This window comes from Gloeocapsa sp. PCC 7428, from assembly GCF_000317555.1.
GTDB lineage: Bacteria > Cyanobacteriota > Cyanobacteriia > Cyanobacteriales > Chroococcidiopsidaceae > Chroogloeocystis.
The window spans coordinates 3,768,425-3,791,316 of the sequence record NC_019745.1; the positions used below are offsets into that span (position 1 = coordinate 3,768,425).

The window sequence follows — 22,892 nt, forward strand, 5'->3', positions numbered from 1 at the left end:
TTAGCGCTCGACTTATCGTTTTGAGGCAAAATGCTAATCGGTGTCAAGCAAGCTACTGTTAACGCAAGAGATAAACTTCTGTGACTATAAACTTTACTTCGATTTCGGCAATCTTGACTCAAGGGACTCGTCTTTGGGAATCAGAAGCTATGGAAGTAGAGATTAAAGCACTTAGCAATGCTGTACAACACACAAGCCGCGACGCAAGCGCAAAGAGATATGAAAACTTAGCAGATTTGCTTGATGATGAGCTAGAAGCTGCACTACAACCAAAGAAGCCAAGCGGGAGGTATAGATGGCGTGCTATACCTACACAAAGATAGAAGTCAAAGTCTTTATCCAGCCCCCGCTTCTGGCGTACAGAAGTGGGGGTTTTTTATATAGATAGGAGACGAGTTGTCATGATCGCAAGCCAAGTGTTAGAGCAATCGGTAGTCGTATTTTCCAAAAATTACCTGCCGATCAGTAAAATCAATGTACGACGAGCTATTCAACTATTGATTGCAGGTAAAGCAGAAGCACTCGATTTGACGCAGGAAAGTTGGTTAGTGCGATCGCCGAGTATCGTACTTGTGGTTCCAGCATACATCCGGTTAACGGTGGCGAGTGTCGAACGCATCTGGAAGGTTCCACCAGTCAATCGACGCGAAGTGTTGCGGCGCGATAACTATACTTGTCAATACTGTGGTAGCCATAAACACCTGACACTCGATCATGTCATTCCCGTGTCGAGAGGTGGCTTGCACACTTGGGATAACGTTGTCACAGCTTGCGAACGGTGTAACCAACGCAAAAGCGATCGCACTCCTATTGAAGCAAGTATGCCCTTACACACCAAACCAAAAGCCCCAATGCATCCCACAGTGGCTTTTGCCGAGCAATTTTGGCGAGCCGAGCCATTTCCACCTGAAATAGGAGGAACTTCAAAGCACAATGCTGAAACTAACATATCTTAATAATGGCTTCGATTTAGAGCATCTAACACAACCGTTAGAAGAATGGGTTGCCCTCCGAGTCATTTTGGCACTGCGCGTAGGTCAGCCTATCAGTGTCGAACCTAGCACGGCTTCATTTTTATTACCCGTTGATTTACCAGGGTTAGATTCGCTTGTGGTTGAAGCGCAACGCTTAGGCGGGGATGTTATGACGCTGTGTGCTTGTGATGCAGAGTTTATTGAAATCTCGCTCCACGGAACTTGGCTTGCATTTGATAGCAAAACTGAAGAAGGTATCTTTGTCACTAATCTGTATTATGTCGTTGAGTTTTTACTGTTTAAGCTTTGGCAAGAAGCCCAAATAGGTGCAACGGTAGTTGGCGAGTAAAAGTATTTGAGCGCTGTGCCTGATGGAATCTAAGCCCTTAGATAGGGTATGCACTCTATTTCCCGATCTTAAGCTGAATGTGTGTTCAGTTATATCATGCGAGAAAGTAGATATGTCTAGTGGTCATGCCGATCATAAAGGTACTTCTGACAAACCTAATACAAATGCTGAAGGTGTCATGGATATTGCAGCGGATAAAACCGTCGATCCTGAAGATCTTCTACCCGAAGGAGCTACCACAAACACGACAAGAACTCAAGAATTTGTAGATTATCCTCCTGCAACGCAACGCCCACAAGAAGAACCGAATTCGTAATCGAGTAGATTCAACTATAGCAATCTTAAATTGTTTGTATAAATCTCCATTTTTTAGACTGCTTGCATGAATCACAAACGCCCTCTAACTGAAGTCAGGGGCTACTCTAACAAAGTGTACGAAAGTACACTTTAGTAAGACTTTTATCAATAAGTTTACAGTGGTAAATTTTCTTTTGTTTAGCTGCTAATTTATTCGTCAAGCATTCATGCAGGAGGTTTTTTGGATACTTTGTGGTTTGTTTTCAAAAATGAAAACTCAAATCGAATTGCTATTTAGGTGTCGTTTGTGAATGTAGTTTTTGAAAGGAGAGTTCTGCAAGTAGAAACCTGTAGCTCTATTTTTTATTAAAAATTGGCAATAAATTTTAAACTATCTGTGATAATAACGCAGTTCTTCAACAAAACAACGTCAAAGTCAAATTAAATCTAATTTAAATTATTTTTCATCTTTGTTGCTAAAAAATGGCTGATATTAAATCATTAAAGCAAGTTTCAGATACGATTTGGGAAATTCCGATTTCATATAAAGAAGGAATGCGTGTTCCAGCGCGTATTTATGGAACACAAAAATTAATTCAAGAAATGGATGATGCCGTTTATGACCAAGTTACTAATGTAGCAACACTTCCAGGAATAACTCAATATGCTTTGTGTATGCCAGATGGACACTTTGGCTACGGCTTCCCGATTGGTGGAGTTGCGGCGATGGATGTCGAAAATGGCGGCGTTATTTCTCCTGGTGGTATCGGTTTCGATATTAACTGCGGAATGCGTTTGGTAGTGACAAATCTGACATACGATGAGGTCAAACCATACATTAAAAAAGTCGTCGATCGACTTTATGAGCGAGTTCCGGCGGGAGTAGGAAGCACAGGCTTTGTCAAAATATCGCGGAATGAATTTCGCAAAGTTGTCGAACAAGGTGCGCGGTGGTGCGTTGATAATGGCTATGGTTGGGAAGAAGATTTAGAACTGATGGAAGAAAACGGCTGTATTGCTGGTGCTGATGCAGCCAAAATTAGTGAAAAAGCAATTGATCGTGGTTTTAATCAAATCGGAACTTTAGGTTCGGGAAACCATTATTTAGAAATTCAAGTTGCTAAGAAAGAAAACATTTTTGAGCCGGAATTAGCAGCAAAACTAGGTATTACCCAGCCGGATCAAGTGGTTGTGATGTTTCACTGTGGTAGTCGTGGTTTTGGACATCAAGTTGCTACAGACTATCTGCAAGTTTTCCTCAAGGTGATGGAAAGCAAGTATGGTATTAAGATTTTAGACCGCGAATTAGCTTGCGCGCCATTCGATTCGCCTGAAGGACAAGCGTACTTTTCAGCGATGAAGTGCGGTTTAAATATGTCGTTTGCAAATCGTCAGGTGATTTTGCACCGCATTCGCGAGGTTTTTTCGGAGATTTTTGGGCGTTCCGCCGAAGATTTGGGAATGCATATGGTGTATGACGTTGCGCACAATACGGCGAAATTAGAGCGTCATATTGTCGATGGTAAAGAGCGATCGCTTCTTGTCCATCGTAAAGGGGCAACCCGTGCGTTTGCACCAGGAATGACGGGGATTCCTGAGAAATATCAAGATATTGGTCAGCCGGTGATTATCGGCGGCAGTATGGAAACAGGCTCTTACTTGTTGGTTGGCGTACCCAGTGGCGACCAAACTTTCTTTAGCACCGCGCACGGTAGTGGGCGCACAATGAGTCGTACCAAAGCGCGAAAAACGTTTCGGGGTGAAAAACTGCAAAAAGAGATGCAAACACGGGGTATTTACGTCCGCAGTACCTCAATGTCGGGATTAGCCGAAGAAGCTGGAGGCGCTTACAAAGACGTTGATGAAGTAATTGAAGCCGCAGAATTAGCCGGAATTAGCAAAAGAGTTGTGCGGTTTACACCGATTGGCAATATTAAAGGATAATTTATGCTTTGAGCGATCGCATCTTAATGATTTGCAAGGAGAAGATATGTGGGTTTTCTGTTGTGGAATGTATCGTTCTGCTTCAACCCTACAGTTTCAGATCGTCAGTCAGCTTGTTAAAGAGGCTGATATAGGTCAACAGATAGGATGGATAGATGCACAGCGCTTTTTAGAGGTACGTAATTCGTATCAAAGTTACAAACAATTAAAAGTTGTCAAAGTCCATCAATTTACAGATGCAATAGGCAAGGAGTTTACCCAAAATAATGCACTGGGTATCTATACATTTAGAGATATCCGCGATGTCTATGTATCAATGATGCAGCAGCAACAAAAATCTTTTGATGACATTTGGAATTGGCATGGACGAGAGTTTATTCAAACTTGTCTAGATAATTATAAACAATGGACAAGCTTACCGAGAGTGCTTGTTTCTCAATATGAAAATATTTTTCAAAACATACCGCAAGAAGTAAAGCGTATTGCTAGGCATCTGAATATTAACTTTGACGTAGATAAGCGTCAAAATATTGCCTCACTTTTTACGCTTGAGCAACAAAAAAAGCGAATACAAAAATTCACAACTCAATTAATGCAAACCTCTCTCAATCCTCACGATCATAGAGAAATTGTTGATTATCATGATGAAGATAGCTTGTTACATATAAATCATATTAATGCAGCTAAAACCGGTGTATGGCAAGAATATCTATCCACTGAAGAAGTAACTAAAATCGAAAATAAAGTAAAAAGTTGGTGCAATGATAATAAACATGAATACCTTACATTCTTACGGCAAATATAGTTAAAAGAGAATTATGCAAGTACGCACGCCACTTACAGTTATTACAGGTTCCCTCGGTAGTGGTAAAACAACTTTACTACGTCACATTCTCGATTCGATTCCTCAAAAAATTGCTATTTTGATGAACGAGTTTGGCGAAATTGCGATCGATACCAAGATCATTCAAGGTAAAAATGTCGCAATGGCTAATTTAGGCGGTGGATGTGTTTGTTGTTCGCTACTCGGAGAATTTGAAGCAGCAGTTGACGAAATCATCGAGACAGTTAATCCTGATGTGATTGTGGTAGAAACAACAGGTGTTGCTGAACCTGATGCTTTGGTGTTTGATATTCAAGAAAGTTTAACTAAAGTTCGATTAGATGGCGTAGTTACTGTCGTTGATGCAGATGCGATGGTGAGATATCCGAGTGTCGGTCATACAACGCGAATGCAAATTGAAGCGGCAGATACAATCTTACTCAATAAAGTTGATTTAGTAACAGAAGAACAATTGCAAGCAATCGAAGCAAAGTTACATTCGTATAACGAAGTTGCTGAAATTTTACATACTCAACGCTGTCAAGTCGATCCAGATTTATTATTTGGTATTGCGAGGGCGCGACTACAGCCAGAACCACATCACATTCATCAACCCGAATTTGATTCGTTTAGTTATAAAACGCAGGCTACTTTAAAGCGAGAATGTTTTGAGGAATTTGCTGATGAATTGGTAGAAAAAGATGTGTATCGGGCAAAAGGATTTATAAGGTTTCCTGAGCAAATTTATCTATTTAATTATGTAGCTGGAAGATGGGAACTAGAACTGTTTGAACAAGATGCTACAGAGTTAGTTTTTATTGGTAGACAAGTCAAAAAATATCAACAAGAAATTATCGATCAGTTGAAAAGATGCGAGCAGTAATATGCCTTATGAGTATTTGGAAGATATCGCGATCGCAGACATTGCTTTCCACGCTTGGGGAAAAAATTTAGAACAATTATTCATCGCGGCGGGTGATGCCACAATCAATACAATGATTGAGAATATTGATGCGATCGCACTTCAAGAAACTCGCACATTTAACTTGGAAAATGACGCGCTAGATATGTTGCTGTTCAACTTTCTTCAAGAATTTATTTATTACAAAGATAGTGAATTATTACTACTGCGTACACAACAAGTTAAGTTAGAAGAAAAAGCAGGACTATATCATCTTCAAGCCGTTACAAAAGGAGAAAAACTCAATCCGAGTAAACATCATCAGCGCGTGGATGTCAAAGCTGTAACGCTACACCGTTTTCAGTTAGAAAAAACTATTAATGGTTGGCAAGCTACGGTAATATTGGATATTTAATCACAGTATTCTAGATGTACAAGTATGTATAGTAGTTAATCCTTTAATAATTGGGAAAATTAAATTTGAAATAAAACAGTGCATTGTATAATTCTAAACTTGCATATCAATATTTTCATAATTTAATACAAATCTAAAAAGAGAGTTAATTATGCAATCCATCGATAATTATCTATCAGCCTGGAATGCAACAACTTCAAATGAGAGATATAGCTTCCTAATTAATTGTTTAGCAACTGACGTGATTTACCTCGATCCGCATATTCCAAACCCAGTTCAGGGAATTGAAGAAATGCAAGCCTTAATCGAGCGATTCCGAACACTTTTCGATCATATCTTAGAACCAGAAGGAGATGTTGATATGCATCATAATGTGTTTCGATTGCAATGGCGATTGCAGCGTAGTAATGGAGAAATATTGTCACACGGGTTGATGATTGGCGATCTGTCTGCCACTGGAATGATTGAACGAATTATCCACTTTGTAGATTCTGCCCCATAATAATTTACTTGTCTTGGACCTTAACATCTATAGTGCAACTAGGTCTTGGTACTATACCAATATTTGTGGCACGATAAGAGTAATAAATACTAGTCAAATTACTTTTCAACTCAAATGAATCTGGATGTCTCTAGAAATGAGAAATCAATGAAGCAGTTCAAAATTATTATTGAAAAGCATCCAGATGGATATGTTGCTTACCCTATTGGTGTTGCGGGTGCGATTGTTGGGCAGGGAGATACGTATGAAGAAGCCTTATCAGATGTAAAATCGGCGATCACCTGCTACATTGAAGTTTTTGGCAAAGAAATGCTAGAAGATGTTCCATGTGTAGAGGTTTTTATTGCTGAGGCTGGAGTTATACTCTAGATGCCGAAGTTTCCAGTCGATGCACCTAAGAAGCGTGTAGTCAAAGCGTTTGAGCTATTAGGTTTTAAAATCGTTCGTGAACGAGAACACATCGTCATGAAACGCGAGAATGAAGATGGAACAGAGACACCGTTAGTTATGCCAAATCACTCGACTATTAAAAGTGGAACGTTGAGAGCTATCTGCACTCAGACTGGAATTTCTAGAGAAGAATTTTTAGAAGCATATAATCAAAGCTAAGTGGTTGTCAGCAGTTCACAAGTTGCTACCAAACTATACATAAAAAATATGGTTATAAATATGTTTAAATATTTGATAGAACCGAAATCTCTACTTTTTCCCTACCATATAGCTAATAGAGAATCCCAGTACATAATTACTGGCGACAAAGATTTGCTTGTATTAAATCCATTTCGGAGTGCGATCATAATTACAGCCGAAGAGTTCTTAAAGACGATTGAGCATGAGTAGCAGATGACTTTTAGAGTATTGGTGGGGAGATTGCTGCTACTTCATTAGATAATGAACTCGTATGAATGTGATGTCTATCCGTAATCCTGTTCTATTGCTTCATGGTCGAATTTCTAGCCACCTGCAAATGAGTAAACTGGCAGATTATCTAAGTCATTTAGGATGGCATACTTATTCTCTTAGTTTTGAACCAAGTACGGGAGAACTAGGATTAGAACATTGGGCACGGCAAATTGAAGACTATATCAGCAGAAACTTTTCCCTAGAGCAACCTATAGATATTGTAGGCTTCAGTATGGGTGGGCTTGCAGGTCGATATTATCTTCAGTGTTTAGGTGGAGTTAATCGAGTTCAACGTTTCATCAGCATTTCTACACCCCATCGCGGAACGTGGACTGCATATCTCTTGTCGCATATAGGATGTCGTCAAATGCGACCAAATAGCCCATTCTTAAAGATGCTAGATCGGCATATTGAATGCTTGGCATCTGTTAGTTGTACGACCATTTGGACTTTCTTTGATGTGGTAATTTTGCCAGCTAGTTCTTCAATACTTCCCATTGGTAACTCCGTGCAAATTCCTGTTATTTGGCATGACTGTATGCCTTTTAGTAATAGAGTGATGCAAGTAGTCGCTGAGGCTCTTATACAGGAACCTAGTTAAAAATTGCACGGTACAACAAATGCTTACACTAAACAAGCGATCGCCTACTTACCCTGTATCCAGCTCATCAAATTTGCAAAAGCGTCTTTGGTACACATGAAACCCTAATTGACGTTTTTAATATCCTCCTAAAATTCCTCGGCGCTTTGCTACAACTTCTGCACGACGAAATACTACTAAACCTAAGACTAGATATCCTAATCCATTGAGAAAGGCAAGCGAAATTTCAACAAAGTTTAAACTTAGATTACGTGCCATTAAATCGCGGAGAATTCCTGCACCCATTGTCATTGGTAACAGCAATCTTACAATTGATAGCGTTCCGCTCCAAGTTTCGCTCGGAACCGTTAATAAAAACAATAAAGCAAATTGCGTCAGCCCAAGTAATTGCTGAATACGTTTAAATAGTAAAGCTAAAGAAGCCATAAGGAAGGCTAAACCATAAGCACCGAATAAAACTGTGAGAAGTGGCAAAATTAAAGTTGGGGGAAAATATAATCGTCGTCCTGTTAGTAAGAGAATTAGTAGTAAAATTCCTGTAATTAAGACAATATTGATCGTTAAACTTGCGATCGCACGTGCTAAAAACACCCGTGATACACCATAGGGCGTGAGCATGACTTGCTCTAAAGTTCCCGTTTGTGCTTCAATTTGCAGAATGCTAACAATACTCGTAACAACAAAGATTACCAAAGTCCACAGCACATAGCCAACGACAATTGCATCTAGGCGATCGCCAAATTGTAAATTGGGACCTGCAATGTAACGGGCACTGAGAAATAAACCGTAAAATACGGATGTAATGATAAAAACTCCAGCAACGGCATCAACAGGATAGCGCGTAAACTCAATCCAACTGCGTTTGAGTTCAGCTAAAAATAGTTCAAGCATTACGGTTTTCTCGGACAATTTTGAGGAAGACTTGCGTTAAGTCAGCTTGTTGTTTGACTTGAACTAAAGGTAAAGGATTAAGAAAAGCTAAAACTTGATATAAACCTGCGGGTATGCCATCGTAAACGATTTTATCAGCTTGAACGGTGACACCCAAAGATTCAAGTTTACTGATTTGCACAGGATCTAATTCACCCGTAAACTCAATAATATAAGTTGAACCCGAAAAACGCCGAATAATTTCACGCGTCGATTCCTCGGCTAAAATTTTGCCTTGTTGAATAATCGCGACGCGATCTGATATTTCTTCTGCGACATCGAGTTGATGTGTTGTGAGTAGAATCGCGCAGCCTTCTTGTGCAATTTCTCTTACTAAAACTTTGACATTTTGACTAGCTTCCACATCTAAACCTAATGTTGGTTCATCGAGTAATAACAAGCGTGGATTGTGAACTAATGCGACAGCGATCGCCAGCTTTTGCTGCATTCCGCGTGAAAGTGTTTGCACTGGGGCGCGGCGTTTTGATATCAAGTCGAATCTTTCTAATAATTGCAGTCCGTTTTTATAGGCTACACGGCGATTTAACCCGCGTAATGTGCCAAAATACTCTAAGTTCTCTTCGGGAGTCAGTCGCCAGTAAAGATTGCGGTTTCCTTCTAAAACTGCACCTACCAAGCGTAGCGATCGCGGATTGCGATGCGGGTCAGAACCCGCAATTCGCACAGTTCCAACATCAGGCTTGATTAAACCGGCGATCATTTTGATGCAAGTTGTTTTTCCGGCACCATTGGGACCAAGAAATGCAAGAATTTCACCGGAATTGATATTTAACGAAACACCGCGTACAGCCTCGATAAGCTTTTGACGCTGTTTGTAGGTTTTGTGTAAATTATAAACTTCGAGCGCAATCAAGAGAGGGGCGTGTTGTATGGCAGGCATCTTGCCTGCGGTGAATGAGCGAGGAAAAGCCTAAGACTTTACCATCTGTAATCTATTCTAAGTTGAATTGTTGAACTAAACATTGGGCGATGCGATGGGCTGCGCCTGGTTGTCCCATGCGTTGGTAGCCATTTTTGGCGATTTGTTCGAGTTTTTGAGGATCTTGAAGTAGCGATCGCACTGCATCCGCAACTTGTTTTGGATGTTCGACTAATGTTAATGACGAACCAAGATGACGGCTTTGGGCTTCCGCAAAGGCATAAGTATATTGTGGTCCATTTCCAGGAAACGCGATCGCCGGTTTACCTAAACCAATAAATTGTTCGGTGGCTGTTCCCGCCATTGCAATTGCTAAGTCTGCTTGGTGTAAGCAATCGTTGTAAGCATTTTGAGTCAGAATAATAGATGCATTTTTATGTTTAAATGTCAAGTTATCTTGCGCAAAACCTGAATCGACAAGACTTTGACACAGTGGTTCTAAAGTTAATGTGGGGGCGATCGCAGCCAAAAAAACAAGCGATCGCGTTGGAAAGGTGGCGATTAATTCGGTGACAGCGACAAGAATTTGTTGCCAATTTGCGTAAGCTTCGGGAGGGCGCGAACCAGGAAGCAAGAGAATTGTTAACCGCTGCGGATCGGGTTCTAACTTTAATAAATTCTGCGCCTCTAATCGATCCATCATCGGGTTTCCCAAATCAAACGCGGGAATTACCCATTTTTGTAAGGTTTTGGTTGTTAATGTGTCTCTGGGAAAAACCGCTTTGCAACGCGGGTGACGCATCAAATAACGGTCGAAAGGATGGTAAACTGAAGCTGACAAATTTTCTAAGCGCGAGAGTGGCGACTTTCGAGAATGCCATCCCAATTCATCTTGTCGATAATATTCTGATTTGGCTGTTCCGACAAAAGCGTAATTTGCCCCACTTGCCCAAGCAAAAAGTAACGGTACAATATCACCTACCGCTAAAATCGTTCCGCCTTGTTTTGCCCAACTACGAACGACCTTAATTTGAGACAAAGTGAGTTTTAGCAAACCTCCTTGTAAATCTCGCAATACTTGTCGCCCATCCATATAAATAAATCCACCAGAAGGCATTATTTGAACTTTCCCAATAATGGGAATACTAAATTGAGTGTAAGCGCGCCCTTCGCCAACTATGGGTAAAGCGGCGATGTCAATTGCAGTTAACTGCTGTAATTCTTGAAGAATTCGCACAGCGATAATATCTTCACCGTGACCATTACTAAGGCAAAGTAACTTTATCGGAGAATCTGGGGAAAATGCTGATAAATTATTCATTCAGAAACAAAATAACACCAGTAAGTGTCTGTAACTGGGTAATGAGTAATTGGTAATATACTAAATCAAAAGGCTAATTACTCGCTCCTCGCCCCTCGCTCCTATTCCCTCTTTTCTTATGCGTTCTAATACTGCCATTTATACCTTGATTGGGCTGACTGCTATAGAGTTAATTTATACATCACTGGCGACGGCTAGCCCTCAAGTTGTTGTTCCCAGCAGTGATGTGCAGTATTATCAAGAATATCAAAATGCGGTTGTTATTCCCACGAGCGAATCAACATCAAATTCAACACGCGTAGCAACGACTTCGCAACCGTTACCCGCAGCGCGTAACGAGTTGTTTGTAACTGCAACAGATGTCCAAATCGTCGGCGCAAGCGAAGAATTACAGCAAATCGCGCGCAATGCAATTAAAACTCGTGTCGGGGGAGAAACGAGTGAAAGTCAGTTACAACAAGATGTCGCCGCAATTTTAGCAACAAATTTATTTAGCAATGCTACGGTAAGTAGTAACCCGACGGCGACGGGGTTAAATGTTGTGTTTCAGGTTGAACCTGTGGTTGTGCATTCGCTGCAACTTGCAAACGCAAAAGCTCTACCACAGAATGTAGCAATAGAGAGCATAAAACCGCAAATTGGCAATCCGATTAGTCCAGCAGCGCTCAGTCAAAGTGTCGAGCAAATTAATGAGTGGTATGCTCAAAATGGTTATACCCTAGCGCGGGTTATCGCAATTCGCCCTAACCCACAAGGCGTACTCACGCTAGAAGTCGCAGAAGGCTTAATTAACGATGTCAAATTCCGCTTTTCTGATGAAGATGGGCGATTTGTTGATGATAAAGGTAAGCCAATTCAAGGACGAACGCAACCTGATTTTCTCCGGCGTGAATTGAATGTCAAACCTGGGCAAGTTTTCCGCGAAGAAACTGTTAAACAAGACTTACAACAACTGTATCAACTGGGATTATTTCAAAACGTCCGCGTCGCGTTAGAAGGCGATGCAACAAAAGTTGATGTCATTTATGACTTGACAGAAGCGCCTGCACGTGCCGCAAATTTAGGTGGTGGATACAATGATGATAGCGGGTTATTTGCGACAGTCAGCTACAAAGACTTTAATTTTAGCGGCGTGAATGATTCGATTGGGGCTGATATCCAAATCAGTCGCCGCGATATTCAATTTGATACAAATTTCACAAGTCCGTATCGCGCGAGTAACCCCGATCGCTTCGGGTATCAAGTTAATGCATTTCGCCGTCGCGGAATCTCGCAAACCTTTGATGGTGATGTTTCGTTACCAAACGACGATCGCCCACGCGAAGGACAATTTGGCGGAAGCGTCACTTTACAGCGCCCGATTGATGATTGGCAAGCGTCAATGGGGTTAAACTACAAACGTACCAGTATCCGCGATCGCGCCGGTAATATTTCTCCTCAAGATGAGTTAGGAAATCCCTTAACGTTAAGCGGTACAGGAATCGACGATTTGGCAACGATCTCTTTTACAGCAACGCGCGATTTTCGCAACAACTTTATCAATCCGACAGAAGGTTCTGTACTCAGCCTCAGCGCGGAACAGTCAATTCCCATCGGTCAAGGTGCAATTTCGATGAGTCGCCTGCGTGCGAATTATAGTCAATATGTTCCGGTCGATCTCGTTGGTGGCGATCGCGATTCTGAAGTGTTTGCTTTTAACGTTCAAGGTGGAACAACAATTGGCGATTTACCACCGTATGAAGCATTTAACTTAGGCGGTTTGAATTCAGTACGCGGTTATGGTATTGGAGAAGTTGGCAGTGGGCGATCGTTTGTGTTAGCTTCGGCAGAATACCGCTTTCCAATCCTCGATTTTTTGGGAGGAGTCGTTTTTGCTGACTTTGCTTCCGATTTAGGTTCGGGAGACACAGTACTTGGAGAACCTGCGGTAGTCCGCGACAAACCAGGATCGGGCTTTGGCTACGGTGCTGGCGTGCGGGTAGATTCACCGATTGGTTTAATTCGTGCTGATTTTGGATTCAATGACCAAGGAGAAAGTCGCTTACAATTCGGATTCGGTCATCGCTTTTAAGGAGGAGCGATAAAGTAGAAGTCGGTATTTATACTTTATCGTTCGGTGGGGAGGCTTGACTATGCTAGTAGGAAAAAAATTGCAACGCGGGAAATACACGCTAGACCAAGAAATTGGGCGCGGTGGCTTTGGAATTACGTTTAAAGCGACTCACCACTACTTAGGCCAAGTTGTCGTTATTAAAACAATCAACGAAGAACTACGCCAGCATCCTGATTTTGTCAGTTTCTATCGGCAATTTCAGGATGAAGCCCGCAGATTAGCAACTTGCGTCCATCCTAATATTGTCCGCGTGAGCGATTTTTTTGTGGAAGACGCATTACCTTATATGGTGATGGACTACGTTCCTGGTCAAACGCTGGATCAAGTTGTTTTTCCTAACAATCCGCTTCCAGAAGCAACGGCAATTCACTACATTCGCCAAATCGCAGCAGCTTTACAAGTAGTACATAAAAATAATTTATTACATCGCGACGTTAAACCACAAAATATTATCTTACGCCAAGGTACGCAGGAAGTTGTTTTAATTGACTTTGGTATTGCCCGCGAATTTACTCCAGGTCATACACAAACGCATACGAATATTGTCTCCGAAGGCTACGCACCAATCGAACAGTATCTACCTCACGCACCGCGTACACCCGCAACTGATGTGTACGGTTTAGCAGCGACATTATATTCGTTATTAACAGCGAAAGTTCCGGTTGCAGCAAGTTTACGCGATCGCGTCCCGATGCAAACACCCCGCGATCTCCAACCGCAACTGAGTATTGCGATTAACCAAGCTGTCATGCGTGGAATGGCGGTAGAAGCAAAGTTTCGCCCTGCAATAGTCGCAGAATGGCTTGCTTTATTACCTTCAGCGTCTTTCACTGCGGCGGAGATGCAAACACAACCATCACCAACTCACACCGCTGCTACAGTTGCGGTCATTCCCCAACCACAATCGATTGAACCTCCACAACAAGTAGTTGTCCCTCAGCAAAGACGAGGGTTATCTACTGGAATTTTACTCGGTATTGGAGCCGCAGTAATTGCCGGAGTGGCTGCGGTTGCCGTTGCAAATGTACTATCCGAGGATGATACTCAACCAACTGCACCGGCGATCGTTCCACCAGGTAATATTCAACAAACTGGTGAAAATGACACCCAAGTCACGCCATCACCGCAAACCGAAGCAACGACACCCCCAGAAGAACCAGCGCCTTTTCGTTGGCGTCCGCGTAACCGTGTTGAACCAGAAGAATCAGCAACACCAACAGAAACACCATCATCTCCAGCGGAATCGCCTGTACCAGATCCAGCACCCGAATCGCCTCCTGTAGTAGACACGCCACAACCTACAACTGAACCACCCTCTGAAGAATCGTCACCGACAGAAGAAGCACCATCAATTGTAGTTCCAACACAACCTGCTTCCCCAACACCACCCGAAGCAACTGAAGAACCACAAACAGGTGATAATTTAGATGCACCTCCTCAATCTCCACCTCAGCCAGAATAAGCAAGAGTGCGATCGCGTGTTGATTGTTGCGAGGGCGATCGCATATCCTACTCAATATAGGCTTGGCGGCTAAAACTCCAGTCAAATCTAGTATTAGATCTTAGCTAAATGCTAATTGAAAATCGCTAGTCGCTTTGGTCAAACCTTAGCTGAAATTTATATCAAATTTGGTTGATTAGTGTTACCAAAAATGGTTAGTAAAGGTGAAGGGTGACTAGTAACTAGTCACTAACCACTCAGAACGATGAATTAACAAATTAATGTCTTTTAAAAAAGCTTGTTTCTTCTTTTGTATTACTCTTGCAGGTCTTTTTTCTTTACTCTTAATTGTTTCATTAATTCCAAGAAGATGGAACATTTCTTCCCAAGAAAATGATGTAAATATCTGCGTTAATCAAGTTGGCATTCATACTAATATTATTGTACCTGTACGGAATAATGTATATAATTGGCAACAATTTTTAAATCTTAAAGAAATCGGTAAACAGCCTTCAGAAAATTATCAATACCTAGGTTTTGGTTGGGGCGATCGCGACTTTTATCCTACAAATCCTAATCAAATTCAGGAAATCGTTCCCCTTGGGATACAAGCTCTATTCTTCTCTCGTGGGTCACTTATGCGAGTAGAAGGGTATCCAGAAATACCCCAAAGTCATGATATTCACTGTGTAGGAGTCAATACCTCAAACTATCTAAACACTGTACACTTTATTCAAAATTCTTTTGAATTAACTCCTCAAGGACAAACAATATTATTCGTGCGTAGTGATGAATCAGACGCTAGCTATTATGAGGCAAAAGGTCATTATTCAATTTTAAGAAATAGCAATAATTGGACTGCCGAAGGATTAAGACAAGCAAACATCAACACACCTCTATGGGCTGGAATTCCGCAAGCTGTTATGTTTCATGTAAGCAGAAATCCTAATTAATTACTATTTTTTATTTATAACAATTCTGAATTGTTTAGGCACTCTCACTATTTCTTTCCTTAGTGGTGCAGAAAACGCTGTCGTCCATGGTCAATGGTCTGATCAGGAGAACGTCACCACTTGCGAGAACTCAATGCGAGCGTCTTAGACTTGCTGGTAGTGCTTCAAGACATAGGCTTTCAGAGGGCTTCGCTGGGGCAGTGGGGTGAAAGTAGGCAAGCTCAGTCGCTGATAACACTGCCGAGCAATCGCTCAAAGCCCCAGTTGCAGAAAACGCAACCTCCGCTTACTGTGCGAGTCGCGTTGAGAACGGCATCCCGCCTGAACCAACAGCATCTCCACGACGGCAATCAGGTGGGTTGTGTCGAGGAGCATGACCAGTGACGTCAGCCGTTGGGCGTCTCGTAGGCGAGATTGAGACAGGTCGAAGCCCGCCGACTTGTAATCCTTGAAATGCGGTTCTATGGCGCAATAGCGTTGACTATACACTTCAAAGGTTTGGAGGGACGGGGGCAAGCTAGACAGTACCGCTCAGGGCTTTGCAACAGTTGACAGATGCGCAGTGGCGAGGTGTGCCTCAATCTCGTCATATTCAATTGTCGGTAGAGATAGGCTTCGTCTTGCGGCGACCAGAGGTCATCCACTCGACAGAGCCGTCCAGAGGCTAAATGGACTGAGACACCACCTTTCAGTCGAATGGCTCACTCCCACTGATGAGCGTGTAGCCATTGCAACAGGTGCTTATGGTCAAAGCCCCTGTCTGCCAGGAGTGTGACCAAACACCTGGGCGAAATCTGCTCATATGTCCTCTCCAACACGGCTTGATAGTCCTCGAAGGCGAAACTGGCAATCTTAGTGTTCCAGAACCGTTTGCGCCACCGTGTTTTACTTTCACTACAATGAATCAGCCCTACCAGGTCAGGGAAGTACTGGCAGACCGTGACGCGTCTGCGATTCAGCTGCCCATCAGCGCCTGGGCAAGCCCAACAAAGAGTGGTATTCCTATGGCAATCGCAACCGGCGTACCGATGGCTGTGGAAGCGCCTATGTAGGCGGAGGGATTGGCCGACGGGATACCGGCTCGTAAAGTGGGCGGTCCTGAGATGTCTGAACTGGAGCAGGCAATGATGGCCAGTAGCGCGATGCCGCCAGGGCTGAACCCCGTGGCGTAGTGGGCAATCATGCCGAGACCGAAGGCGATAAACCCATGCAGCAGCGGCGCCACCAAGGCGTATAGGGCGTACCACTGGGCCACCTTGCGCAGCTCGCCAAGCCTTGACCAGGCCTCCATACCCATTACCAGCATCAGTATCGAAAGCAGACCGCGGAAGAGTGGCTCGTAGAAGCTTTCAAAGACACTTTCTGGCCGAGTTAGCAGACCTAGAGCGAGACCGAGTAGCAGTGCCGATAGGGCAGAACCCTCGAGGCTTTCCTTCACAATGGGCCATATTTTGACCCGCTCACGCTGCTTGCTGGGATACCCGCTTGCGGTAATGCGCTGCTGGCTGCGATACTCCTGCCTGCTGGTGGGATACTCCGGCTTGCTGGGATACTCGCCTGCGGTACTGAAAGACTCGCCTGCGGTACTGAAAGACTCGCCTGCGGTACTGAAAGATGCGCCTGCGGTACTGAAAGATGCGCCTGCGGTACTGAAAGACTCGCTTGCGGTACTGAAAGACTCGCCTGCGGTACTGAAAGACGCGCCTGCGGTACGGTGCTGCTCGCGGAGAGACTTTTTCTTGCTAGTATAAATGCTAGCCACGACGATCGCAGTCACGAGCGCTGGGATGTCCATGAAGGGATAGAGTGCGCCGGCCCAGGCCTCATATTCGATGCCTTGCGCTTCCAGTACTGTTATGCCGGCAGCGAGGGTAGAGCCACTCACAGCACCGAACAAGCCTGCGGTCGCAACGGCATCCACGGTTCTAATGCCTGGCAGCTTGGCCAACGTGTAGCGCCCGATGAACACAATAAGCATCCCCGTTACCACGGCGAACAGCGCGGGCAACAGCATCTCCGTCAGATTGGAATTGCGGATCGCAATGCCGCCGCTCAGACCGATTTTGATGAGCAGCATGAAGACGATGAACTTATAGATCGCATCTGGAATTTCCAGTTTGCTACCGAGGGCAGCAATGACTATACCACCAATCAGAAAGGCGAGCGTCGGTGACTGCAACTGCGCCCCGAATTTCGTCAAGAAATCGGACAAGAAATCCACTAAAACCTCCTTCCGCCTCCTCTCAAGAGGAGCGATTACTGTGATAAGTGAGCTTTAAAAAGTAAAGGTGAAGCGCTTCACTTCTATAGCACAGGCGTTACGCGAGAACCTGTCGACAGGGTGTTCAGAGATGGCCGCTCTCCTAACGGGACTAGAAGGTGATAGCTATCTTGCACCATCCTTCATAGAACCTGATCTATCAAGACATGAATCTCTATGTGTTTAAGCCTATCCTGAAATGCACAGATTTTTGCGCTCTGTTACATGGAAATGTCAAATTGAAATCATAAATTTTTCTTTGGTTTGGCGATTCCTGCCTCTGGTTAATGTGAATTGCGATCGCAGAGTTTTCTCAATGCGACATGCCCTTTACCAAAGAGCCAAATGACTGTCATTCTCCCTTTTCGCTGGTTTGCGCCGTCCTTTGTCGTGATTGGACTAGGAGTATGGAGCCTATCCGCCCAGCAAACATCCGTATTTCTGATATCTCACCTTTATCTGGGCTAGACCAAATCGAATATTTGGCGATCGGCAACAACCGCATTCGCGACCTAAATCTGTTGACCCCGTTGAGCCAGCTACACAGCTTATTTATCTTTAGTAATGAAATTAGCGATCTCACCCCCTTACAAGACCTGACAGAATTGCGATCGCTCTCCCCCTAGCTCACTTGCATGAACTCGAAGAACTTTTACTGTTCAACACCTCAGTAGCTAATATTGCGCCGCTCAAAAATCTCGCACAACTTACCTGGCTATACCTTTCAACACCTCGGTCGCAGAAACGACCGCCTTGACTAGATTGGCTCGGCTGACCTGGTTGGCTCTGCGGGGCACTGAGAGCCGCGATCGCACCTGAGAAAGTGACAAACAGAGATCGTCTGTCTCTGCTCGCCGACCGATTCCATCAACCTATCCAAAACCCATGCAGATGTCGCCTTAGCCACCCGTCTCTGTGATGGGTCGCACTATGGTCGCCTTGAGGTCCAATTACGATGTCTCAAGGAGAGTACCTCGCCCCTACAATGGGTCGTATCAATCCACGTGCAATGCGGGTGACTCTGTTGGTGGGGTCGGCTCTAAGGGGGGACTGTAGCGAGCGGCGTTAATCCAAATTACTGAAAGCAGTAAACCAACACCGCAACCGATCAAGAAGATCCAACCATGGGAGGGTTCTAAAACACAGAGCAAGCGGCGATTACTGCCATACACCTGCACGACCCACCCCTCATCCGTATCCAACTTTAGCTGTGACTGCCTCGATTCAAACTTATTCATGGTTTTCGCTCCATACTGCTTGTGTGTATCGCTTACAGGTCGCTTGCCTGTATCGCACGGAACACCTGCCGAAAATCCACCTGTGTGATGTGTGTAGCGGCTTCAGAACAGTGGTTATGTCTTTGAGATGCTTTCGCTGAATTTATAGATATAAGCCTATACTTTAATCAAACACTATATCTTTAAGTTTATGCAATGCCTGGCTAACAAGCAGCATTTTTTACAAAACATTGCTTCAATCTTGCCGAATCTTTTGATAAGCGAAACTTATAAGTTGAACCTGCTCGGCTATACCGCACTTGATTCCTATAAGCCCTCATTGATTCAGGCGGTTGCGGAGGAATCAGCCACCGGCTGATGCTACTCCAGCTGATCTTCGTTTTTTCGATTCATTTTTGCGTGAATTCTGCATGACCAGTCTGTCGATTGCCACACATTAGTTCGCATAGGGGAGGAATCGCCCTACGTCGAGGGCTTGAATCACTGCGGCGGTGCCCCCGTGCCGCCGCCGACTACTAAAACATCTGCGGTGAGAGTGATGATATTCAAGAGATGCTCCGCTGTTGGATGGTGAATCGAAGTTTGATTACTCTACCAGTAGACGGTACTGCAAATGGCATCCTCGTCCCTATTGCCCCCTGCCATCTGATGTTGAATGGTGGTCATAGCGCCAAAAGGATAAGTGATTTTTATAAAATGCTTCCGCTAATATGAGTCAATCTTTCTCAACAGAGGGGAGTGGATTCGCCGCTCTTTGGCATAAACTTAAAGATATGGTTAAAGGCAAAACCATAGTGTATTGCCTTGAATTGTCGCCAAAGAACGCGTCAGGAGGTAACCCACATGACCCAGAAAGCCACCAAGCTCGTCATCGTTACGGAAAAGGTGCTGCTGAAACAGATTGTAAAGATCATCGACGAAGCCGGGGCTACCGGTTATACGGTGGTAGCCGCTGGCGGTAAAGGCAGCCGCAGCGTGCGCTCATCGGGACAACCCACCGTTGGCGACGTCTACTCGAATATAAAGATCGAGGTGCTCACCGCCAATCGAGATATGGCCCTGAAGATTTCGGATGAGGTCGCAGTGCAGTTTTTCGACAATTATTCGGGCATCGCCTATCTTTGTGACGCGGAGGTACTGCACGCGCACGTATTCTAACTCAAAACCCCTTAGTGGTGCAGAAAACTCTGTCGTCCATGGTCAATGGTCTGATCAGGAGAACGTCACCACTTGCGAGAACTCAATGCGAGCGTCTTAGACTTGCTGGTAGTGCTTCAAGACATAGGCTTTCGGAGGGCTTCGCTGGGGCAGTGGGGTGAAAGTAGGCAAGCTCAGTCGCTGATAACACTGCCGAGCAATCGCTCAAAGCCCCAGTTGCAGAAAACGCAACCTCCGCTCAACCGTGCTAGTCGAGTTGAGAACGGCATCCCGCCTGAACCAACAGCATCTCCACGACGGCAATCAGGTGGGTTGTGTCGAGGAGCATGACCAGTGACGTCAGCCGTTAGGCGTCTCGTAGGCGAGATTGAGACAGGTCAAAGCCATTAGCCACAAGCTAAGGTTGCCAAACAATTGTCAAGGGTCAGGCTTGGTTAGTGTAAAACTCATAGCAGATAAGCTATAGAGGGATGAAGCCGTGAGCCGGCGCAACCGTGACCATGCCAAAAAGAAGCATCGCCCAATGGTAGAAGATGAAGCCATTGCCTCGCAACTGGAAGCTATATTGACACCAGCGCTCACAAGACAAGAAAAATACTATCGGCAACTGGGGTGAAGAGACAGAATTCTCAACCTACCGTTGATGGTAGCTGCGGTGCTACCTTGCTGTGGCAAGAGTGACGGAATGAACAAGGATGTTAGCCAGGGAGGGTTTTTTGCGGTGTAGTCCGTTGAGTGTTAGTCAACAAGCAATGTCTCAACGGTTGTTAATATTTTCTGCCGAATTATTTGAGAAAGTATTTAAGAATTTGGCACTACATTTAAAAGCAGCTTGGTATTACAGAAATAGTCGAACTATACCTGAAAGTGTTCAATTTGGTAGGTCAAAGTTTGAGAAGATTTGGATAGTAGAGTGTTCGGTTTTAGAAGCGGTGTTTTGCAAGCTTGATAGCTTGGAAGAGGTTGCTCAAGGACAATTAGCAGGAAAGATGGGAACTGTCATAGATTTAGTTACCCGATTACCTGTAGAGATTTGGTGGCATGAAAATTCTAAAGCTTGTGATATTAAAGTTGAGTTGGATGTCTTAAACTTGGTCACAGCCAAAACTTTACTTTTACTAGATAGAGGATCTTATCACTTTAGCTTTTGGCTGCAATTAATTGAACAAACGGCAATATCGCCCCAACAGCTTCGGAGACTCCTTGCAGATGGCGCACGTCTTTAGTGTTTACCCATTGACTCAGTTGGTCTATCAGTTGACCATACAACAGGGGAGTGTCCATGGCAGATGCCGGTAGTTGGGGAACTTTAGTCTCTCGTGGATAGCTCTCCTTCTCAAGATGAGAATCCAGCTACACTAAACTTTTCAGGAGTTTTCTGCACTACTAAAATTTCTTCCTCTGCGTTACTCCAATTCTACGCCAGTTGCTACAACAGGGTAAACCCCCGCAACTTTGCCATGGCTCACGCGGAGTTCTACAACGTAGGGAACCTCCGCAACGAATCCGCTCCTCAATGGAGGACATCTGCACACGAGAGTGACTCCTCTGTGGCTCTGTGGTTCGTTTCCAAAAAATCTCGTAACTTACACACGATTACTATAAGATGTTCGCTCGCGTAAACTCTGCAATGCTGCGATTTGTTTTGCTTGTTCATTGATCCGAATCGAAAGGCGATCGCACACCAATTCACATAACTCAAACGCAATTGGATCAGCAATTTGATAGAAGACATTACCCCCTTGGGGAGTGCGAGTCACAATACCCGCTTGCAGCAAGACTTTTAAATGCTTCGAGACATTCGCTTGTCCAAGTCCAGTGATGGCGATAATTTCAGTAACGTTTTTTGCGCCTGAAGTCAGACTACTCAAAACAGTTAATCGACTCACTTCAGATAAAACTTTGAAATATTCTGCAACAGGGGTGAGAGCTTGAGGAGATTGCATGAATATCCTTAAAACAGCATAAGATTGAAGAAATGCCACTATATTGCGTATCAGTAATATAATGGCGGCAAAAAAAAGCGCAAACCACACATTGAATACAACCACTACTCATCGTGGGCAAAACGATGATAAAGGAAATCAAGCGCATAATTGCGTAACTTGTAGTATTGCGGATCTTCCATAATGCGGGCGCGATCGCGCGGGCGGGAAAACGGAATTTCCATAACTTCCCCGATTTTTGCATGAGGACCATTCGTCATCATCACCAAGCGATCGGCGAGAAACAAAGCTTCATCAATGTCGTGCGTAATCATCAAAACTGTACAGCGATGGTCGTTCCAAATCTTCAACAGTTCTTCTTGCAATTCCTCTTTAGTAATCGCATCCAACGCGCCAAAAGGTTCGTCTAAAATCAACACTTGCGGACGAATCGCTAAAGCCCGCGCGATTGACACGCGCTGTTTCATTCCTCCTGATAGTTGCGGTGGTTTTTTATCCGCAGCTTCACTGAGTCCGACCATTGCTAAATGTTCGCGGACAATCGCTCTTTTTTCGGCTTGAGGTTTATTCGGATGAACCGCATTAACGGCTAAGTAGACATTTTCAAACGCCGTTCGCCAGGGTAATAAGGCATAGTTTTGGAAAACGACCATGCGATCGGGACCTGGTTTGGTAATCGGTTTAGAACCTAGCCGCACTTCTCCCGAAGTTGGGTGATTAAATCCTGCGACCATATTCAGGAGTGTTGATTTACCACAACCAGAGTGACCGATAACACAGATAAATTCACCTTCAGCAACTGTGAGGTTAACACCATCCAAAACAGTGTAAGGACCTTTTGATGTGGGATAAACCTTCGAGATATCCTCCATTACTAAAAAAGGTTCGCGTTGCGTTGCAACTGACACGGTTTGACTTGCTGTCTCGGTATAGGCAAAAGTGC

Annotated in this window: 27 protein-coding genes and 1 pseudogene; 19 read left to right on the plus strand and 9 right to left on the minus strand. The window is 44.0% G+C overall.

Translation table 11 applies throughout. The features are described 5' to 3' along the window. Nucleotides 1–80: 80 nt before the first annotated feature. The 12 genes from GLO7428_RS16740 (at nucleotide 81) to GLO7428_RS16800 (ending at nucleotide 7,709) form a co-directional block, all read left to right on the plus strand. On the plus strand, nucleotides 81–323 hold the full coding sequence (locus tag GLO7428_RS16740; RefSeq protein ID WP_015189758.1) for a hypothetical protein: 243 nt from the start codon (nucleotides 81–83) through the stop codon (nucleotides 321–323). Nucleotides 324–401: 78 nt separating this feature from the next. Further along, complete coding sequence (locus GLO7428_RS16745) at nucleotides 402–956, plus strand: HNH endonuclease (protein ID WP_015189759.1); 555 nt, start codon at nucleotides 402–404, stop codon at nucleotides 954–956. Then, complete coding sequence (locus GLO7428_RS16750) at nucleotides 934–1,323, plus strand: alr0857 family protein (protein WP_015189760.1); 390 nt, start codon at nucleotides 934–936, stop codon at nucleotides 1,321–1,323. The genes GLO7428_RS16745 and GLO7428_RS16750 overlap by 23 nt, the downstream gene beginning before the upstream one ends. Before the next feature lie 112 nt (nucleotides 1,324–1,435). Further along, nucleotides 1,436–1,639 carry a hypothetical protein gene (locus GLO7428_RS16755; RefSeq protein ID WP_015189761.1) on the plus strand — a complete coding sequence of 68 codons (204 nt, stop codon included), beginning with the start codon at nucleotides 1,436–1,438 and terminating at the stop codon, nucleotides 1,637–1,639. Nucleotides 1,640–2,103: 464 nt separating this feature from the next. After that, nucleotides 2,104–3,564 (plus strand): RtcB family protein, encoded by a 1,461-nt coding sequence (locus GLO7428_RS16760; RefSeq protein ID WP_015189762.1) that lies wholly within the window; start codon nucleotides 2,104–2,106, stop codon nucleotides 3,562–3,564. Continuing rightward, nucleotides 3,545–4,369 carry a sulfotransferase domain-containing protein gene (locus GLO7428_RS16765; RefSeq protein WP_155823757.1) on the plus strand — a complete coding sequence of 275 codons (825 nt, stop codon included), beginning with the start codon at nucleotides 3,545–3,547 and terminating at the stop codon, nucleotides 4,367–4,369. The genes GLO7428_RS16760 and GLO7428_RS16765 overlap by 20 nt, the downstream gene beginning before the upstream one ends. Nucleotides 4,370–4,382: 13 nt before the next feature. Then, on the plus strand, nucleotides 4,383–5,270 hold the full coding sequence (locus GLO7428_RS16770) for a GTP-binding protein (RefSeq protein WP_015189764.1): 888 nt from the start codon (nucleotides 4,383–4,385) through the stop codon (nucleotides 5,268–5,270). Between the two features lies 1 nt (nucleotide 5,271). Continuing rightward, on the plus strand, nucleotides 5,272–5,703 hold the full coding sequence (locus GLO7428_RS16775; protein WP_015189765.1) for an archease: 432 nt from the start codon (nucleotides 5,272–5,274) through the stop codon (nucleotides 5,701–5,703). 151 nt (nucleotides 5,704–5,854) lie between these two features. Continuing rightward, complete coding sequence (locus GLO7428_RS16780; protein WP_015189766.1) at nucleotides 5,855–6,205, plus strand: hypothetical protein; 351 nt, start codon at nucleotides 5,855–5,857, stop codon at nucleotides 6,203–6,205. Between the two features lie 147 nt (nucleotides 6,206–6,352). Then, entirely contained in the window at nucleotides 6,353–6,574 is a 222-nt protein-coding gene (locus GLO7428_RS16785; protein WP_081588076.1) for a type II toxin-antitoxin system HicB family antitoxin, read from the plus strand. Next, the gene (locus GLO7428_RS16790) at nucleotides 6,575–6,814 is read left to right on the plus strand and encodes a type II toxin-antitoxin system HicA family toxin (RefSeq protein ID WP_015189768.1); all 240 of its coding nucleotides are present in this window, start codon (nucleotides 6,575–6,577) and stop codon (nucleotides 6,812–6,814) included. Nucleotides 6,815–7,106: 292 nt separating this feature from the next. Beyond that, nucleotides 7,107–7,709: a triacylglycerol lipase gene (locus GLO7428_RS16800; protein ID WP_015189769.1), complete on the plus strand. Its 603-nt coding sequence runs from the start codon at nucleotides 7,107–7,109 to the stop codon at nucleotides 7,707–7,709. Between the two features lie 117 nt (nucleotides 7,710–7,826). On the opposite strand, the gene GLO7428_RS16805 is transcribed toward GLO7428_RS16800, so the two are convergent. Genes GLO7428_RS16805 through GLO7428_RS16815 form a run of 3 tightly spaced genes read right to left on the minus strand, consistent with a single transcriptional unit; the run spans nucleotide 7,827 to nucleotide 10,840 of the window. Further along, nucleotides 7,827–8,600 (minus strand): ABC transporter permease, encoded by a 774-nt coding sequence (locus GLO7428_RS16805; RefSeq protein WP_015189770.1) that lies wholly within the window; start codon nucleotides 8,598–8,600, stop codon nucleotides 7,827–7,829. Continuing rightward, the gene (locus GLO7428_RS16810; RefSeq protein WP_015189771.1) at nucleotides 8,593–9,540 is read right to left on the minus strand and encodes an ABC transporter ATP-binding protein; all 948 of its coding nucleotides are present in this window, start codon (nucleotides 9,538–9,540) and stop codon (nucleotides 8,593–8,595) included. Before GLO7428_RS16810 ends, GLO7428_RS16805 begins: the two co-directional genes overlap by 8 nt. A gap of 52 nt (nucleotides 9,541–9,592) precedes the next feature. Next, on the minus strand, nucleotides 9,593–10,840 hold the full coding sequence (locus tag GLO7428_RS16815; protein WP_015189772.1) for a lipid-A-disaccharide synthase-related protein: 1,248 nt from the start codon (nucleotides 10,838–10,840) through the stop codon (nucleotides 9,593–9,595). Between the two features lie 118 nt (nucleotides 10,841–10,958). Between GLO7428_RS16815 and GLO7428_RS16820 the strand changes: the two genes are divergently transcribed. From GLO7428_RS16820 to GLO7428_RS16830, 3 genes are all read left to right on the plus strand, one after another. After that, nucleotides 10,959–12,911 carry a BamA/TamA family outer membrane protein gene (locus tag GLO7428_RS16820; protein ID WP_015189773.1) on the plus strand — a complete coding sequence of 651 codons (1,953 nt, stop codon included), beginning with the start codon at nucleotides 10,959–10,961 and terminating at the stop codon, nucleotides 12,909–12,911. A 61-nt stretch (nucleotides 12,912–12,972) separates the two neighbouring features. After that, a complete protein-coding gene (locus GLO7428_RS16825; RefSeq protein ID WP_015189774.1) occupies nucleotides 12,973–14,415 on the plus strand; it encodes a serine/threonine-protein kinase in 1,443 nt (480 codons plus the stop codon). Nucleotides 14,416–14,675: 260 nt separating this feature from the next. After that, nucleotides 14,676–15,347 carry a DUF2459 domain-containing protein gene (locus GLO7428_RS16830; RefSeq protein ID WP_015189775.1) on the plus strand — a complete coding sequence of 224 codons (672 nt, stop codon included), beginning with the start codon at nucleotides 14,676–14,678 and terminating at the stop codon, nucleotides 15,345–15,347. A gap of 286 nt (nucleotides 15,348–15,633) precedes the next feature. Here GLO7428_RS16830 and GLO7428_RS27940 read toward each other — a convergent pair whose 3' ends face one another. Both GLO7428_RS27940 and GLO7428_RS16840 read right to left on the minus strand, forming a co-directional pair. After that, nucleotides 15,634–15,819, minus strand: a complete 186-nt coding sequence (locus GLO7428_RS27940; protein WP_155823760.1) for a hypothetical protein — start codon at nucleotides 15,817–15,819, stop codon at nucleotides 15,634–15,636. 483 nt (nucleotides 15,820–16,302) lie between these two features. Next, the gene (locus GLO7428_RS16840) at nucleotides 16,303–17,568 is read right to left on the minus strand and encodes a sodium-dependent bicarbonate transport family permease (protein ID WP_015189776.1); all 1,266 of its coding nucleotides are present in this window, start codon (nucleotides 17,566–17,568) and stop codon (nucleotides 16,303–16,305) included. Between the two features lie 446 nt (nucleotides 17,569–18,014). Here GLO7428_RS16840 and GLO7428_RS16845 point away from each other — a divergent pair, with 446 nt between their 5' ends. Beyond that, complete coding sequence (locus GLO7428_RS16845; RefSeq protein ID WP_015189777.1) at nucleotides 18,015–18,233, plus strand: cell wall surface anchor (LPXTG motif) family protein; 219 nt, start codon at nucleotides 18,015–18,017, stop codon at nucleotides 18,231–18,233. Between the two features lie 369 nt (nucleotides 18,234–18,602). On the opposite strand, the gene GLO7428_RS29760 is transcribed toward GLO7428_RS16845, so the two are convergent. After that, nucleotides 18,603–18,845: a hypothetical protein gene (locus GLO7428_RS29760; protein WP_015189778.1), complete on the minus strand. Its 243-nt coding sequence runs from the start codon at nucleotides 18,843–18,845 to the stop codon at nucleotides 18,603–18,605. An 843-nt stretch (nucleotides 18,846–19,688) separates the two neighbouring features. Here GLO7428_RS29760 and GLO7428_RS16855 point away from each other — a divergent pair. The 3 genes and pseudogenes from GLO7428_RS16855 to GLO7428_RS16860 form a co-directional block, all read left to right on the plus strand. Next, complete coding sequence (locus tag GLO7428_RS16855; RefSeq protein ID WP_015189779.1) at nucleotides 19,689–20,003, plus strand: hypothetical protein; 315 nt, start codon at nucleotides 19,689–19,691, stop codon at nucleotides 20,001–20,003. 111 nt (nucleotides 20,004–20,114) lie between these two features. After that, nucleotides 20,115–20,333 (plus strand): hypothetical protein, encoded by a 219-nt coding sequence (locus GLO7428_RS27945; RefSeq protein WP_155823763.1) that lies wholly within the window; start codon nucleotides 20,115–20,117, stop codon nucleotides 20,331–20,333. Nucleotides 20,334–20,526: 193 nt separating this feature from the next. Next, a pseudogene (locus GLO7428_RS16860) lies at nucleotides 20,527–21,172 on the plus strand (IS4 family transposase); the annotation flags it as partial. 237 nt (nucleotides 21,173–21,409) lie between these two features. Here GLO7428_RS16860 and GLO7428_RS29510 read toward each other — a convergent pair. The 3 genes from GLO7428_RS29510 to GLO7428_RS16870 form a co-directional block, all read right to left on the minus strand. Then, nucleotides 21,410–21,538: a hypothetical protein gene (locus GLO7428_RS29510; RefSeq protein ID WP_255348353.1), complete on the minus strand. Its 129-nt coding sequence runs from the start codon at nucleotides 21,536–21,538 to the stop codon at nucleotides 21,410–21,412. A gap of 51 nt (nucleotides 21,539–21,589) precedes the next feature. Continuing rightward, nucleotides 21,590–21,949 (minus strand): helix-turn-helix transcriptional regulator, encoded by a 360-nt coding sequence (locus GLO7428_RS16865; protein WP_015189780.1) that lies wholly within the window; start codon nucleotides 21,947–21,949, stop codon nucleotides 21,590–21,592. A 104-nt stretch (nucleotides 21,950–22,053) separates the two neighbouring features. Further along, nucleotides 22,054–22,821 (minus strand): nitrate ABC transporter ATP-binding protein, encoded by a 768-nt coding sequence (locus GLO7428_RS16870; RefSeq protein ID WP_231295638.1) that lies wholly within the window; start codon nucleotides 22,819–22,821, stop codon nucleotides 22,054–22,056. Between the last annotated feature and the right edge of the window lie 71 nt (nucleotides 22,822–22,892).

Coding starts and splice junctions, on each gene's coding strand:
- GLO7428_RS16745 (WP_015189759.1), top strand. CDS start 402: ATGATCGCAAGCCAAGTGTTAGAGCAATCGGTAGTCGTATTTTCCAAA.
- GLO7428_RS16750 (WP_015189760.1), top strand. CDS start 934: ATGCTGAAACTAACATATCTTAATAATGGCTTCGATTTAGAGCATCTA.
- GLO7428_RS16755 (WP_015189761.1), top strand. CDS start 1,436: ATGTCTAGTGGTCATGCCGATCATAAAGGTACTTCTGACAAACCTAAT.
- GLO7428_RS16760 (WP_015189762.1), top strand. CDS start 2,104: ATGGCTGATATTAAATCATTAAAGCAAGTTTCAGATACGATTTGGGAA.
- GLO7428_RS16770 (WP_015189764.1), top strand. CDS start 4,383: ATGCAAGTACGCACGCCACTTACAGTTATTACAGGTTCCCTCGGTAGT.
- GLO7428_RS16775 (WP_015189765.1), top strand. CDS start 5,272: ATGCCTTATGAGTATTTGGAAGATATCGCGATCGCAGACATTGCTTTC.
- GLO7428_RS16780 (WP_015189766.1), top strand. CDS start 5,855: ATGCAATCCATCGATAATTATCTATCAGCCTGGAATGCAACAACTTCA.
- GLO7428_RS16785 (WP_081588076.1), top strand. CDS start 6,353: ATGAAGCAGTTCAAAATTATTATTGAAAAGCATCCAGATGGATATGTT.
- GLO7428_RS16790 (WP_015189768.1), top strand. CDS start 6,575: ATGCCGAAGTTTCCAGTCGATGCACCTAAGAAGCGTGTAGTCAAAGCG.
- GLO7428_RS16800 (WP_015189769.1), top strand. CDS start 7,107: ATGAATGTGATGTCTATCCGTAATCCTGTTCTATTGCTTCATGGTCGA.
- GLO7428_RS16805 (WP_015189770.1), bottom strand. CDS start 8,600: ATGCTTGAACTATTTTTAGCTGAACTCAAACGCAGTTGGATTGAGTTT.
- GLO7428_RS16810 (WP_015189771.1), bottom strand. CDS start 9,540: ATGCCTGCCATACAACACGCCCCTCTCTTGATTGCGCTCGAAGTTTAT.
- GLO7428_RS16815 (WP_015189772.1), bottom strand. CDS start 10,840: ATGAATAATTTATCAGCATTTTCCCCAGATTCTCCGATAAAGTTACTT.
- GLO7428_RS16820 (WP_015189773.1), top strand. CDS start 10,959: ATGCGTTCTAATACTGCCATTTATACCTTGATTGGGCTGACTGCTATA.
- GLO7428_RS16825 (WP_015189774.1), top strand. CDS start 12,973: ATGCTAGTAGGAAAAAAATTGCAACGCGGGAAATACACGCTAGACCAA.
- GLO7428_RS16830 (WP_015189775.1), top strand. CDS start 14,676: ATGTCTTTTAAAAAAGCTTGTTTCTTCTTTTGTATTACTCTTGCAGGT.
- GLO7428_RS16845 (WP_015189777.1), top strand. CDS start 18,015: ATGGAGCCTATCCGCCCAGCAAACATCCGTATTTCTGATATCTCACCT.
- GLO7428_RS29760 (WP_015189778.1), bottom strand. CDS start 18,845: ATGAATAAGTTTGAATCGAGGCAGTCACAGCTAAAGTTGGATACGGAT.
- GLO7428_RS16855 (WP_015189779.1), top strand. CDS start 19,689: ATGACCCAGAAAGCCACCAAGCTCGTCATCGTTACGGAAAAGGTGCTG.
- GLO7428_RS16865 (WP_015189780.1), bottom strand. CDS start 21,949: ATGCAATCTCCTCAAGCTCTCACCCCTGTTGCAGAATATTTCAAAGTT.
- GLO7428_RS16870 (WP_231295638.1), bottom strand. CDS start 22,821: ATGGAGGATATCTCGAAGGTTTATCCCACATCAAAAGGTCCTTACACT.